The organism is Pseudoalteromonas sp. SCSIO 43088 (genome assembly GCF_023650795.1).
GTDB classification, from domain to species: Bacteria; Pseudomonadota; Gammaproteobacteria; order Enterobacterales; family Alteromonadaceae; genus Pseudoalteromonas; species Pseudoalteromonas shioyasakiensis.
The window spans coordinates 65,809-80,230 of sequence record NZ_CP072675.1 but is presented as its reverse complement, the minus strand read 5'-3'; the positions used below and the strand labels follow the sequence as shown (position 1 = coordinate 80,230).

Here is a 14,422-nt window from a genome sequence, read left to right as displayed (position 1 = left end):
AAGTAAAAATCGAGCAACAAAGAGTTAATCGCCCCTAGGAAGAACCCGAAGGGCAGCGCGTGTTTGGCATTGATGCTGCGTTATCACCTATTTATGTGGAACAACCACACTACATAGGCTCTGCCTTGCCTAAATACCAAACACACTGCTGCAAAATTAATCATAAAAGGTAAACACGCCCTAGTCCCACCGCAAAGGCAAGCACAGCTAAATAACGTGCGCCTTTGCCTAGGGTCACGAGTAACAAAAAGATTGAAAACTTAACCCTAAAAATTCCGCCAACAACCGTTAAAGGGTCGCCGACAATAGGCAGCCAAGCAAATAGCAAACTGTAAATACCGTATTTATTAAATTGCTGTTCGGCTTTGTCTATCGACTTTTGTGAAACGGGAAACCATTTACGCTCTTTAAATCGCATGACTTGCGTGCCCAGCCAATAATTCACACAACTCCCAAGCACATTGCCTACAGTTGCACTTAACCATAACAACCAAAGTAGATAGTCACCACTGGCTATCATAGCTGTCATTACTAATTCTGAAGAGCTAGGTAATAAGGTTGCGGAAATAAACGCGCTGAAAAATAACGATAAGTAGGCCATAAACATCACATAAAAAAGCTCAGCAAATGGCTGAGCTTTTAGTATATGGCAATTAGTTTACTTTATAAATTCTATCGCCATAGGGTATTTAACTTCTTTACCATCGTTGGCTTTAATCGCCGATACGACCACCATAATCAATGAGAATAGCGCTACTAATGGTAGCAGGATGACTCCAACGACAACAAACATCAGCATAAAGCACACAATGTAAGCAATCATCATGGTTAATTGAAAGTTTAATGATTTGCGACCATGCTCAGCAACAAGTGGCATTTCTTCTTTTTTTACAAGCCAAACAATCAAAGGCCCAATCACCGAACCAAACGGGAAAAGCAAGCCTGCTAAGGCACTTAAGTGACAAAACATTGCCCATGTGCGCTGCTCTTTATCTGCCACAATTATTTCAACTTTTTGATTATCATCCATTTTAAATTCCTTGTTATGGGTCTGTTTGTTTCTCTACTATAAACCGTAATGACTTTTTACCCTAGTTAAATTGGTTAAATTTAAAACTCTCAACCAGCAAAAAAGGCTGTAATCAGCGTTGTGATAAAAATGTGATAACTTCGTGAGGGTTTCTGGATATTGCTATTCGATACTGGTTTTGAATCATCAAAAACAGGAATCTCACATGAAAGCTTTACCTTTAACTTTATTCGCTGCATGCGCAGTAACTAGCCTTGCAAGCCAAGCTGCTGAGCTTGATATAAAACTAACTAACCTCACGCAAGGTTTACACTTTACCCCTATTCTCATTACTGCCCATAACAGTGACAGCAAACTTTTCAGCGTTGCTATGCCTGCTTCTACAGCCCTACAGACTATGGCTGAAGGTGGCAATCTCGAGCCATTGATGACTGAAGCCACAGCCGCAAACAGCGACATGGTTGCCAACCCAGCTGAAGGTTTATTAGCCCCAGCAAGCTCAACGATGGCGAGCTTATCCACCAAGGATGGCAATAACTACTTATCTCTAACAGCCATGCTACTGCCTACCAATGATGGCTTTGTAGGTTTAGATAGTTGGATGATCCCAACAGAGGCTGGTACCTACACAGTTTATCTCAATGCCTATGATGCTGGCACCGAAGCCAATGATGAGCTTGTTGTTGAGGGTTCAGGTATGCCGGGCACGCCAGGCATTCCTGCCGCACCGGGTGGTAATGCGGGTATGAATAGTAGCGGCGTCACCAGTAGCGAAACCAATATGATGGTGCATATTCATCCGGGTAATTTAGGTGACGACGATTTAGAAGCAGGTATGAGTGACCTCGATAACACCGTACACAGATGGTTAAACCCAGTTGCGATGCTAACAGTTACGGTTAAATAGGAGGTTATTATGCGCTTTTCAAAAAGCTTAATTATCCTCGCATTGAGTGCCGGCCTTGCGGCCTGTGGGGATTCAGATAAATCATCAGACAACATGGATGAAGCGCTGGAAGAAATGACAATGGAAATGGGTGAGATGGCAACAAATCATCAATTTATGGTGGAGGTAGTCAATCTCACCGCTGCTCAACCTTTCTCCCCTGTTGCTGTGATTGCTCACACCGATGGCATGCTTTGGAAAATTGGCGAGCCAGCATCTGAAGCACTTGAAATTATGGCTGAAGGCGGCGATAACAGCGAGCTACTCGCAGCAGAAATGACAATGCAAGCAGCTTCAGCAGAAAGCCCATTACCACCAGGTGAGCAAGTCACGTTGACCCTGACAACGGGAGAGCTTGATTCATTAAAAATTAGCTTAGCGACCATGTTGGTGAATACAAATGACGCGTTTACCGGTCTTAATGCTATAGACGTGTCTTCGTTAGCGGTTAATGAGTCACTGTCTCGTACTAGTTTTGCCTATGATGCAGGCACAGAGGCTAACTCTGAAGCACAAGGCACGATCCCTGGTCCTGCCGACTCAGGCGAAGGCTACAACGAAATGCGTGACGATATTAACCGTGTTGCAATGCACCCAGGTGTGGTTAGTCAAGATGATGGCCTGACAAACTCTGTGCTCACAAGCCAGCATAAGTTTGATAACCCGGTTGCTCGGATCACGATAACGCGGACGCAATAATAATCGCACTCCTTACACCGAGGTCATAAGGATGTGCCTCTGTGATTTGGAGTGAGCCATGCGCCAAGAAAAATTATTAATCGTCGAAGATGATAGAGCAATCCGCCAACTTATCAGCACACAATTGCACTGCCTAAACTTACATATTGATGAAGCCTCGAGCGCTGAAGCTGCAATAAAGAAGCTTGCCAGCTCAAGTTACGGCTTAGTACTGCTTGATATTAACCTGCCACAAATGGATGGCTTGAGCTTATGCCGCAAAATTAAAGAGCACTACCCAAGTATTGCCGTTATTTTACTGACCGCACTCAGTAGCGATATGGACAGAGTGATTGGTTTGGAAATGGGCGCTGATGACTATATTTGCAAGCCTTTCTTCGCCAGAGAATTACAAGCACGAATAAAAACACAATTACGGCATAGGTCACAACTTATGGCAGCTCAATCACATCATGAAGATAGCGCTCAAGCGGCAATTCAACTTGGAGAACTACACATTGAATTTGCCAGCCACCAAGCATTTTTAGCTGACCAAGCAATTAACTTAACCGCCACCGAATTCGATTTACTGGTCTATTTTGCTAAACACCCAAACCATGTTTTTAGCCGCCAACAATTACTAGACCAAGTATGGGGCTATCAACACAGCGGCTACGAGCATACGGTTAATTCCCATATAAACCGTTTACGCAGTAAGTTTGAGCAACATCACCCAGCCAACTTTATCGAAACAGTTTGGGGTGTAGGCTATAAATTAAACCCCGGTCAATTGAGTGCAAACTAATGAAATCAATGACGCTTTATCAAAAACTCGCTTGGTCATTAGTGCTTATTTTTAGCCTGTTGTGCGCACTCGTCTTAAATTGGAGTAAGCAGCTAGAGCAAAGCTCGGTACACCATGCTCAGCAAAACTTGCACCTTCAATTAGCCGAACATTTAGTGCATGATAACCCACTGATCCAGCAAGGTGTGTATGACTATAAGGCACTAGAAAACTTATTTCACACGCTGATGATACTTGGTCCGGCTTTTGAGTTTTATTTTGTAGACCCAGAAGGTCATTTACTGACTTATTCAGCCAAACCGGGGCAAGTCGTAAGGCAACAAATAAACTTAAGCCCAATACAGCAGCTACTCGACAACCCCACTGCCACACCGATTTATGGTGACGATCCACGTAGCAAGGATGGCGTAAAAATTTTTTCGACCGCACCAGTTTATAATCAGCAACAACTGCAAGGCTATTTGTACGTGATAATTGGCGGGCAAGCTTACGATACAACCCTTAAAAACATAAAAGCCAATGATAACCTTTGGCTAGCCGCAATGTGGTTTGTAGCCGCCTTAGTTGCGCTCTTTATTGCGATGTTGCTGTTATTTCGGTTTTTCACCTTACCGCTCAAAAAACTCAATAAAGAGCTTAATAAAATAGAAGCGGCTAACTACAGCCTAACCAAAATGTCATTGGACTCTAGCTATACAGCTGATGATGAAATTGGCAATTTAAGCAAAGGCGTCAATGCCATGCTGGCGCGTATTGATGAGCAGTTTCAGTCATTACAGCACGCTGATAAGCAACGCCGAGAGTTACTCACTCATTTATCACACGATTTACGTACGCCGCTCTCTTCACTGCACGGCTTTCTAGAGGTGATCAATAAACCGGATAGCCACTTAAACGAGCCCGAGCAACGTCATTATCTCAACCTTGCAATGGATAACTGCCAGCAACTAAAACAGCTGATTGAACAAATTTTTGAGCTGGCTAATTTAGAGTGCGGCCAAGTGAAAATACAATCCGAGACCTTTAATTTGGGCGAGTTGATTTATGATTGTGTGGCAAAGCTTGCTCTAACAGCGCAATCAGCTGGGATTTCGCTCAAGGTTATTCCCGAAATTTGCGATTTTACCGTGACAGCAGATATTGCAAAATTAGAGCGGGTGCTTACAAACTTAATCGAAAATGCCATTCGGCACACCCCAAATGGCGGTGAAATAGCCGTTAAAGTTAGCCAGCAAAGTGATCAGTTATACGTGGCAGTGTCTGATACCGGGGTTGGTATTCATGAGGATGAACTCAATGCGATTTTCGAACCTCACTATCAGGCGCGTAATAGTATAAAACGAGGCTCAACAGGCTTGGGACTTGCTATTTGCAAGCAACTGCTCAACCTAATGGATAGTGAAATAAACGTAAAAAGTACCTTAGGAAAAGGCAGTGAATTTCGTTTTAATTTAGCGATGCAGGCATCCGCTTAATCACGGATGCCTGTGTTGTTATTATTTTTCGATACCCGCTAAATCGAGCATAAAGGCGTAATATAAAGCGGTATCTTGCAAGCTTTTAAAGCGCCCAGAAGCGCCGCCGTGCCCTGCTTCCATGTCGGTTTTGAACAGCAACAGGTTATCATCGGTTTTATATTCACGTAGCTTAGCAACCCATTTTGCAGGCTCAAAATACTGAACTTGAGAGTCGTGTAAGCCGGTGGTGACTAACATATTTGGGTAAGCCTGCTTCTTAACTTGGTCATACGGCGAATATGACAGCATGTAATCGTAATAGACTTTATCGTTCGGGTTGCCCCACTCGTCATACTCATTCGTTGTCAGTGGTAAGCTGGCATCTAACATGGTCGTGACTACATCAACAAAAGGCACTGCTGCAATCACCCCTTTATAAAGTTCAGGCGCTTGATTCACAACAGCCCCCATTAGTAAGCCACCTGCACTGCCACCCATGGCAAAAATATTATCCTTATCACCATACTTTTGAGCTGCTAATGATTTAGTCACATCAACAAAGTCATTAAAGCTGTTTTGTTTTTTCAGCAACTTGCCGTCTTCGTACCAAGGACGACCCAGCATTTGTGAGCCACGTATATGCGCAATCGCAAACACAAAACCACGATCAAGTAAGCTTAATCGAGAGCTAGAAAAGCTCGGATCCATGGTCGCACCATACGAACCATAACCATATTGCATAAGCGGATTAGAGCCGTCTTTTTTGAACATGTCTTTACGATAAACAAGGCTCACAGGAACATCGACACCATCTCGGGTGGTCACGTAAACTCGCTCAGAGGCATAATTGTCAGGATTAAAATCACCTAACACTTTACGCTGTTTAAGCAGGTTTTTTTCACCACTTTCTAGGTTGATATCGTAGCTGCTGCCTGGCGTCGTCATACTTGAATAGTAAACACGTAAGTTAGGGTTATCTAACTCACCATTACCATAACTAAAGACCATATAGGTTGGGTCATTAAACGCAACGACTTGCTCTTGTTGGTTACGAAGGTCACGAATAGTGATACGGGTTTGCCCCATTTCTCGCTCTTCGTATACTAAATGATTGTTAAATAACTCAATGCCTTCAAGCTTTACGTTATCACGACCAGCAATTAGCGTTTGCCAATTTGCTTTATCATGCGCTTTATCGCGATGCACTTTCATCAGTTGAAAGTTAACTGCATTTAAATTGGTAACGATGTAATACCAATCGCCTAACTTTTTGATGTCATATTCAAGCCCTGCTTCGCGTTCAATAAAACGTTTTGGCATTGCTTTGACATCATTTGCATCAATAACCGAGACGCCCGATGCACTGGTGCTGCCATGGCTAATATAGATTTCTTGTTGGTCTTTACTCTTGTAAATACCGGTGTAATAACTGGTATTTTTCTCTTCGTAAACGAGTTCGTCGTCGGCTTGCGGGGTGCCTAGCGTATGGCGATATACTTGGTAGCCTAACAGCGTTTGTAGGTCTTTTTTGATGTAGTAAAAGGTTTTGTTGTCATTAGCCCACACGACATCACCTTCTGTACCTTCAAGGCTTTCTGTGAGCATTTTACCTGTGGTTAAATCTTTTACTTTAATTGTGTAAATACGACGACTCACAGTGTCTTCACCATAAGCCAGCAAATTGCCATTTGGGCTGACAGCTAAACCTGTTACGGCAAAATAATCATGATTTTTAGCAAGCTCATTCACATTTAAGATAACCTGCTTACCTTCTCCTTGGCTATCTTTGCTGCGCACATAAACCGGATATTCGTCATCACCGCGCGTTTGTGAGAAATAGTAATATTCCCCTTTTTTTGTCGGTACCGTATCATCATCCTTCTCAATACGCCCTTTAAGTTCTTCGAACAGGGTGTTTTGTAGCGTTTGAGTATGCGCTAACTTACTTTCAACATACGCATTTTCAGCATTCAAATGAGCAATAACAGCGGCATCTTTGCGCTTATCATCACGCATCCAATAGTAGTTATCGACACGAGTGTCTCCATGAATGGTCATTTCATGAGGTATTTTTTTGGCGACGGGTGCTGCAATCTGAACTTGCTCTGTGATAACAGCTTTTTCTTTATTATCTGGGACTTTATTACACGCTGATAGAACAGCTAAAGAGAGTGCCGCTAGGCAAAGTGAATGGCCAACTTTCATGGGATTCCTGTTTTCGTTTTATTATTCTGTCTCCAATATAAGTAAAAAAACTGCAATATATAAGTAGCCTTTGTGAAGCAATGTAAAAAGGGAGCCGAAGCTCCCTTTTATCACTTACTTATCAAGTAATTACTTTTGCTTACGACGACGCATAAATGCGAACGGTGTAGCAAGTAATGTTAACCATGCTAGTGAACCTGAAGAAGATTTTTTCTTCTCTGGTTCTTCAACTACAACTGGTTGCTCAGACGCTTCATCAGCTAGGTTGTTAACTGTAACAGTTACCATAGCAGACTCTGAAACATTACCTGATCTGTCAGTTGCAACAACTTCTAGTTCAATTGATGTTAAACCAGCGTCATAATCAAGTACGTCTTGATTCATAACTACAACATCACCTGAAGATGTTACTGAAATAGCTGTTGAACTTGAGCTAATTACAATGAACTCTGTAACAGGGCTTGCTAAATCAGCACCATAAGTTGCTTCTAGCGTACCAATTACCGTACCATTTTCAGTGTTTTCATCAACAGAGAACTCAGTATCAACAATAACTGGTGGAGTATTCGAGTCTGATTCAGGTGTTGCAGCATACGCTTTAGAACCCGAGTCTGAAAGAATCATGAAGTCTTCACCTGCATTGTATAAAGTAGCTGAAGCACCTGGTTCAATTGAGCTAACAGCTTCACCAGCTTCATCTACAAACATTGCATATACATCACTTGATGCATCTGTGAATGTGTAAGTACCCATTGCAACATCACCTTCTTCAGTTGCAATTGGTGTCCATGTTTCTTCTTCTGTACGGAAACGAACATCTACAGTTGCTCGACCAATGTCATCGGCTGTTAGGCCAAATGCTTCAATACAGCTTTGCATTGTGAGGTGGTTGTTACCGATAATTTGGTAATAATTATCTAAGAAACCAGAAGCACTACCATAGCCGTGAGTAAAGGTAATTGCAGTGCCCGGCTCAACATCGTAGAACCACTCTAACTTACCATTTTGTACTGTAACATCGTAAACACCATCTTGGTCCATATCGAAGTCAGCCATGAAACCACCCACGTAAGAGTGAGTAATTCCCTCGTTTAGCACTAATGTAGTAAGTGTTACATAACCGCTTTCACAAATTTCAGCTGATACAGCAAATGTTTCGATTGATGCGCCTACTAAGTCAAAACGTTGGTCTTCATCAATATCATCAGTCATTACTGTAGGAGCAAATACAGGATCAAGTGCTACCGCACCTGTGTTTGTTACTTCATGTGCAACGCCGTTATCAGTCACAACTGGCATGAAGCTCATTGCCGCATTTGCTTTTGGTAATACGTGATAAACAAGGTGGAATGCTTCATCGCTGCCATCAGAGAAGATTAGCGCACCATCAAGCTCTAGGTTAGTTAAGTCAGCCGTAGCATCTTGAGAACCAATATTTTCCTCAGTTAAAGTCCACTCAGGTAGAGTTGCAGGATCAATTGTTGCTGTCACGTCAAATGACATTGTTTGACCTGCTGGCACTGTAATTGACTCTGGGTAGTCAAGTGAGAATGAACCACGCTCAACATCGTCTGCATAACGTTGTTCAAGAGAAAGTGTGTACACTTGGTCTTCGTTAGAGAAGTTCTTAACTTGAACTGTTTTAGTAAGCTCAACTGTTTCTGATGCGTTTACTAAACCAAACGAAAGCGCAGCTTGTTTGGTATCTGCAGCCCAAGCAGCAACCGGTAAGTTAGCCGCTTTGTTTACATCAACAAGACCCGCACCGATATAACTAATTGGTGCAAGCTCAGCGTCTGGGTTAATCGCTAACGGCTCCATAGTTACATTTAGGTTTGCCGTGTTCATTAATGTCGCTTTAATTTCAAACGCGTTACGCTCTGGCAGCGCTTCTTTTAATAAGCTCACCGCACCAGCAGTAATAGGACCCGAGAATGAAGTACCTGTTGCGCCAGTAAGACCATCACCAAGACCAGGATGAGCAGTCATGATGTTTACACCTGGTGCTGTAATCTCTGGTTTTAACAGCCCGCCCATTGAAGGACCACGCGATGTGAAATCAGCAATCGCGCCAGACATAACAAGACGCTCAACTGTTAGGTTAAACGTACCGCCCGCTTTTAGAGCTGTACCAGCTGCAAACGTTACGCCTACAGAAGGGATAGTAACAGTTGGATCTGAACCGCCCATAGGTGCTGGCGTGCCATCGTCATTATTGTTTGCAATAATAACAAACTCTGCGCCTTTAGCTTGTGCTGCTAATACTTTAACTGTAAATGCACATGCACCACGGTCTATGATAACGCCTTTACCTGTAAAATCTACGTCGTCAGCAAACGCTTCACAAGCCGTTTGATTTGCATCTGGGTACACAAGTTCCAAGTTTTCATTAGTGTAGCTAAATGCCATCTGTGGACCAAAGCTGGCTGGCTGCACAACAGCTTCTTCACCATTAACTGTACCACTACCAACTGATTCTTCACCGGTAGGGTGAGTCATCGCACCCACTGAAAGAGCGTTTTCAGTTGTACTTGGGCCACCTACGATGAATGGATAAGCACCATCATTACCAGCAGAGATAACAACGTTTGTACCAAGTTTAACTGCTTGGTTGATGAATAGGCCAACTGCATCGTTTGCAATATCACCGTAATCGCCACCAAGTGACATATTTACAACATCAACACGGTCGCTCATATCACCGTCACCATTCGGATCCATTGCACTTTCAAGAGCTAAAAGTTGTGCAAGGCCTGGACAGCCACTATTACATACAGAGTAAACAAATAAATCTACGTTTGGTGCAATACCGTTAACAGAGTGAGAAACGTGTGTACCGTGGTTTGTATCTACATCAATAGGATCGGCATCATCGTTAATGTAATCATAACCACCTAATACTTTACCTTGTGGCCAATCAACTGACGCAGGATCAGCAATAGCTGCCGCATAGGCTTCATCAGTCCCCGCACCACCAAAAGCGGTATGAGTGTAGTCAATACCTGTATCAAGCACAGCAACGCGAACACCTTCACCTGTTGCTAAACCATTAGATACTAAAGGAGTTGCTTCAATATAGTCAGCGCTGTCAGCAACATGCAATTCATAATCGTATACTGGGTAAATGCCCTCAACTTGAGAGTTCGATAGTAACTTAGCAACATCTTGCTTATTACCATTGACTACGATTGAGCTTACTAGTGTTGATGTTTTAGCGACAACTTGTACAGGCAAGTCCATACTATTGATTGCTTGCTCTACGCTTGCTTGCGCTACTTTTGCTTGCGCTTGAATTGACGCTACATCCGCGCCCATTGTTTTAGCATTAACTGATGCTGGAGCATTTAACTTAATTAACCAGCTTGTAGCTTCGCGATGAGCTTTTTGTTCTTTTTTAGTTACCGCGCTCGATTGGATTAATTTTTTGCCGGCAAGATTATATTTAGAAAAGTCATTGGCTTGTGCACTAGCGCACATTGCACTGGTTACAGCCAAAGCAACTGCAGTTCTTTTTATTAGATTTTTAGACATGGGTTCCCCTGGGATATGTTATGTTATCGTCTAAATAGTGATTGAAACAAAGTTTCAGAACTAATATAAAACGGAAACCCTAGCAAGAACAACATTTCTGTTACATAAGAATTACATTCAGCTAAAACAAAGAACACTGAGTTTAAGTAACATATTGTTTTAAAATGATTTAAAGATGCAAGCTAGAGTTGTAAATATTTGTAAATGAACAGTGTGTTGAGTTTTAGTAAATAGAGTATTGAAAATGAATTCAGAAGTAATCAACATTCTTACCATGGCAAAGGTGATTCAAACGGCTGTTGCACCCGTCTTTTTAATTACCGGTATTGCTGCAACGTTAGGCGTGCTTTCAAACCGCTTAGCGCGTATTACCGATCGAGCGAGACAGTTAGAACGTAAACTTAAAGTCAGTACGGATGAAGACTTCAATAAGTCATTAACAACGGAGCTAAGGGCACTGTTGAAACGCTCTCGCTGCATCCATATTGCATTTAGTCTAAGTGTACTCAGTGCCTTATTAGTATGTGCTGTGGTTATGTGTCTATTTTTATCGCATATTCAATCTATCAACTTGAGCGTGACAATTGCTAGCTGCTTTGTGGCTGCTATGGCGCTTTTGATATGTGGATTTTTATCTTTACTATGCGAGGTTTTCTTAGCAACAAGAAGCATGCGCCGCGGCATGATCTTCGCTGATATTGATATAAATGATTAAATTAAACTTAAGTTAAGATTAACCGCGATACACTTGAATATTATATTGAGCTAAGATAAAACTCAGTTAGTTTACTTTTATGACATCTTAAGGGGCAAAAGGAATGAAATTAAAACAATTAGTAGTGGGTGCAATGCTTTCAACAATGGCACTAGGCGCTTCAGCAAATTCTGTATTTGAAGAGCCAAGCGATGCAATCGAGTATCGTCAAGCAGCATTTTCAATGATCCGCGTACAAATTGGTGACATGGGCGATATGCTAAAAGGAAAAGTACCTTTTGATGCAGAACGTTTTCAAAAGCGTGCCGACAATGCAGCGGCATTATCTAAAATGCCTTGGGAAGCTTTCGTAGCGGGTTCTGACAAGGGTGATACATCTGCACTTGCAGCTGTATGGAGCGACAACGAAACCTTTATGAAAAAAGCAGTTGCTTTCCAACAATATGCTGATGAGCTAGCAGTAGCAGCACAAAGTGGCGATAAGAAAGTAATCGGCAAAGCATTTGGCGCTTGGGCTAAAGGCTGTAAAGATTGCCATAAGTCTTTCAAAGACTAGTCTAGTTATGATTTAAACTAAAAAGGCGCTTATTAGCGCCTTTTTTTCATGTTTTGAAGTTGCTACCCAAGCAAATAGCTGAGCGGCTCTGCACCCCAAGTCGTAAATAGCACCACTAAGCACACTGCAAAAATAACAAAAGCTATCAACGGTGATTTAGTGACAGGCTCAGTAACCGCAACTTGCTCACTATTACCCGTAAGCATAGGTTTCACTAAGTTTTTTCCTTTAATGCGGTAAATCACAATCGCTATTACATGCAACACAATGGCATACAACAAAATATCAAAGTTTAAATGATGTAACCAACCGGCAAACTCTACGGTATCTGAGGATACATGCTCGACGAGTGGACCATCCGTTAATATATCGTCACTAGTCATTAAGCCAGAGGTTAGCTGCACAATGAGTAACGCAAAAAAGGCTATCACCATATAACTACCCGCCGCGCCGTGACCCGCCTTATGTTCATTGCTTGTAAATGACTTAATTGCAGCAACAGGTGAGTGAATAAGCGCAGACAGCTTTGCCGTTTTACTACCAATAAGGCCCCAAACAAGACGTGTAATAATAAGCGCTAGAGTGAAGTAGCCTGCAGCAAAGTGCAGCTCCAACATACCTTCTTCAGCACTAAAATAGAGGGTTGCGATGGCCGCAACTAATAACCAATGGAAGCTTCTTATAAAGCCATCCCATACTTTAACTTTAGACATTGTAACTTTCCCTTTAAAGACGCTTATAACTTGCAGATATGAAATTTCAGCAATGGGTTCGGCTATACATTATTGCAAACTTCAGTTATTTTGACACACCTCTATTTCAGCTGTTTTGATCTGAGCCATAACAACAAACATGAGCGATAAGATGCATAAATCAACAATAAGAGCCTTGCTAAAAGGGTTTTTCGACATGCTCCCCTTATGTCTTGCGGTGTTACCTTGGGGGATTTTATGTGGCTCGTTAGCCGTTCAAAATGGCTTCAGTGCTTTAGAAACACAAGCTATGTCGTTGTTGGTATTTGCAGGATCAGCACAACTCGTTGCGATTGAATTAATGGCCGGCAATACCCCGCTTTTAACTATCTTATTTACCACTCTCATTATTAGCTCACGGCACTTTTTATATGGTTTAGCTATTCGCCACAAAGTCATAGATCAACCCTTTCGTTGGCGACTACCAGTGAGTTTTGTACTGACGGATGAGTTATTTGCTTTTTCGCACCATCGCAAAGCGTACCGCACAAAAGTGCGCCTTATTTATGCACTCAGTGCCGGTTTTAGTTTTTATATTGCTTGGAATATCTGGACCTTGCTAGGTATTGTCGCAGGAAGTCTCCTTCCCGATTTAACAAATCTTGGCCTTGATTTTGCCATCGCTGCCACGTTTATTGCTTTAGTTATTCCGGGTGTAAAGAACCTTGCAACACTGGCTACAGTGATCACCGCAGGCGTTGTTGCAACACTATTAAAAAGTCAGGGCTTTCAACTTTGGCTTGTCACCGCGGCTCTTATCGCTATGACGGTTGGTTATCTAATTAGTCGCTGGCAAGCAAAAGAGGAGCATACACAATGATGACCACCATTTTATTAATGGCGTGTATCACCTTCTTCACACGTTACTTATTTTTACACCGCGCATTACCGTTTAAAGTCGGCCCGAAAATGCAGCAATTCTTAAGTTTTAGCGCCCCTGCAGTACTCACCGCAATTTGGGTGCCCATTGTGTTTATTAATGACGAAGGGATAAATCTAGATTGGCAAAACCCTTACCTAAGTGCTGCTGTTGTGTCTGTTATCGTGGCCTATAAAACACATAACATATACTACACAACACTGGCAGGGATGGGATTGTTTATAATTTTAAGTTAGCTGCGATGCTTAACGCCAAGTAAGAAAAACCGCTGATTAAAATTTACCCTTTTAGAAAAATGCCAAGCAAGTTAGAATCAATGCAACAATAATAAAAAGTTATCATTATGAGCGAATTTCACCAACTTTCTGCCACCAGCCTACAAGGCCAAACCGTTGACTTTTCTGATTTTGAAAACAAGGTTGTGCTTGTTGTAAATACCGCAAGTAAATGCGGTTTCACTCCACAATATGAAGGCTTACAAACACTGCATGAAAAGTATCATGAGCAAGGCTTAGTAATAATTGGTTTTCCATGTAACCAATTTGGAAAACAAGAACCAGGTGATGCAAAAGAAATTAAAGAAGGCTGCCTAATTAACTACGGCGTTAGCTTTTTAATGATGAGCAAAGTCGATGTGAATGGCGAACATGCTCACCCTGTTTTTAGATACCTAAAATCAGAATTACCGGGGTTTATCACCCGCAAAATAAAATGGAATTTCACCAAATTTTTAATTGGTAAAGATGGCAAGGCCATTAAGCGATATGCGCCACTGACAAAGCCTGAACAGCTCGAGTCAGACATCGCAGCTGCGCTGGACAAATAACAAAGCCTAAAAGCAATAAAGAGGCAAATTGCCTCTTTATC

The 14,422-nt window shown here is 42.2% G+C and carries 14 protein-coding genes; 9 read left to right on the top strand and 5 right to left on the bottom strand.

From position 1 onward, the window contains the following. Window positions 1-160: 160 nt before the first annotated feature. Window positions 161-601, bottom strand: coding sequence for a YqaA family protein (locus tag J8Z28_RS00425; protein ID WP_062566284.1), 441 nt, complete (start codon window positions 599-601; stop codon window positions 161-163). A 57-nt stretch (window positions 602-658) separates the two neighbouring features. Continuing rightward, window positions 659-1,030, bottom strand: a complete 372-nt coding sequence (locus tag J8Z28_RS00420) for a DUF4870 domain-containing protein (protein ID WP_054563699.1) — start codon at window positions 1,028-1,030, stop codon at window positions 659-661. 205 nt (window positions 1,031-1,235) lie between these two features. Here J8Z28_RS00420 and J8Z28_RS00415 point away from each other — a divergent pair, with 205 nt between their 5' ends. Genes J8Z28_RS00415 through J8Z28_RS00400 form a run of 4 tightly spaced genes read left to right on the top strand, consistent with a single transcriptional unit; the run spans window position 1,236 to window position 4,934 of the window. Beyond that, complete coding sequence (locus J8Z28_RS00415; protein WP_062566255.1) at window positions 1,236-1,937, top strand: spondin domain-containing protein; 702 nt, start codon at window positions 1,236-1,238, stop codon at window positions 1,935-1,937. Between the two features lie 9 nt (window positions 1,938-1,946). Continuing rightward, on the top strand, window positions 1,947-2,675 hold the full coding sequence (locus J8Z28_RS00410; protein WP_062566256.1) for a spondin domain-containing protein: 729 nt from the start codon (window positions 1,947-1,949) through the stop codon (window positions 2,673-2,675). Window positions 2,676-2,733: 58 nt separating this feature from the next. Continuing rightward, window positions 2,734-3,459, top strand: coding sequence for a response regulator transcription factor (locus tag J8Z28_RS00405; protein ID WP_062566257.1), 726 nt, complete (start codon window positions 2,734-2,736; stop codon window positions 3,457-3,459). After that, window positions 3,459-4,934 carry a sensor histidine kinase gene (locus J8Z28_RS00400; RefSeq protein WP_062566258.1) on the top strand — a complete coding sequence of 492 codons (1,476 nt, stop codon included), beginning with the start codon at window positions 3,459-3,461 and terminating at the stop codon, window positions 4,932-4,934. The genes J8Z28_RS00405 and J8Z28_RS00400 overlap by 1 nt, the downstream gene beginning before the upstream one ends. Window positions 4,935-4,955: 21 nt before the next feature. Here the strand turns inward: J8Z28_RS00400 and J8Z28_RS00395 are convergent, their stop codons facing one another. Together J8Z28_RS00395 and J8Z28_RS00390 are read right to left on the bottom strand one after the other, a co-directional pair. After that, entirely contained in the window at window positions 4,956-7,121 is a 2,166-nt protein-coding gene (locus tag J8Z28_RS00395) for a S9 family peptidase (RefSeq protein ID WP_062566259.1), read from the bottom strand. A gap of 129 nt (window positions 7,122-7,250) precedes the next feature. After that, window positions 7,251-10,652, bottom strand: coding sequence for a S8 family serine peptidase (locus tag J8Z28_RS00390; protein ID WP_062566260.1), 3,402 nt, complete (start codon window positions 10,650-10,652; stop codon window positions 7,251-7,253). 244 nt (window positions 10,653-10,896) lie between these two features. Between J8Z28_RS00390 and J8Z28_RS00385 the strand changes: the two genes are divergently transcribed. Both J8Z28_RS00385 and J8Z28_RS00380 read left to right on the top strand, forming a co-directional pair. Then, window positions 10,897-11,367 carry a DUF2721 domain-containing protein gene (locus J8Z28_RS00385; protein WP_054554628.1) on the top strand — a complete coding sequence of 157 codons (471 nt, stop codon included), beginning with the start codon at window positions 10,897-10,899 and terminating at the stop codon, window positions 11,365-11,367. 103 nt (window positions 11,368-11,470) lie between these two features. Beyond that, window positions 11,471-11,923 carry a c-type cytochrome gene (locus tag J8Z28_RS00380; RefSeq protein ID WP_058585373.1) on the top strand — a complete coding sequence of 151 codons (453 nt, stop codon included), beginning with the start codon at window positions 11,471-11,473 and terminating at the stop codon, window positions 11,921-11,923. 62 nt (window positions 11,924-11,985) lie between these two features. On the opposite strand, the gene J8Z28_RS00375 is transcribed toward J8Z28_RS00380, so the two are convergent. After that, window positions 11,986-12,636 (bottom strand): cytochrome b/b6 domain-containing protein, encoded by a 651-nt coding sequence (locus tag J8Z28_RS00375; RefSeq protein WP_062566261.1) that lies wholly within the window; start codon window positions 12,634-12,636, stop codon window positions 11,986-11,988. A 151-nt stretch (window positions 12,637-12,787) separates the two neighbouring features. Here J8Z28_RS00375 and J8Z28_RS00370 point away from each other — a divergent pair, with 151 nt between their 5' ends. From J8Z28_RS00370 to J8Z28_RS00360, 3 genes are all read left to right on the top strand, one after another. Beyond that, complete coding sequence (locus J8Z28_RS00370; protein WP_062566285.1) at window positions 12,788-13,495, top strand: AzlC family ABC transporter permease; 708 nt, start codon at window positions 12,788-12,790, stop codon at window positions 13,493-13,495. Then, window positions 13,492-13,791 carry an AzlD domain-containing protein gene (locus J8Z28_RS00365; protein ID WP_058585371.1) on the top strand — a complete coding sequence of 100 codons (300 nt, stop codon included), beginning with the start codon at window positions 13,492-13,494 and terminating at the stop codon, window positions 13,789-13,791. Before J8Z28_RS00370 ends, J8Z28_RS00365 begins: the two co-directional genes overlap by 4 nt. 107 nt (window positions 13,792-13,898) lie before the next feature. Further along, window positions 13,899-14,381 carry a glutathione peroxidase gene (locus J8Z28_RS00360; RefSeq protein ID WP_062566262.1) on the top strand — a complete coding sequence of 161 codons (483 nt, stop codon included), beginning with the start codon at window positions 13,899-13,901 and terminating at the stop codon, window positions 14,379-14,381. Window positions 14,382-14,422 lie beyond the last annotated feature (41 nt).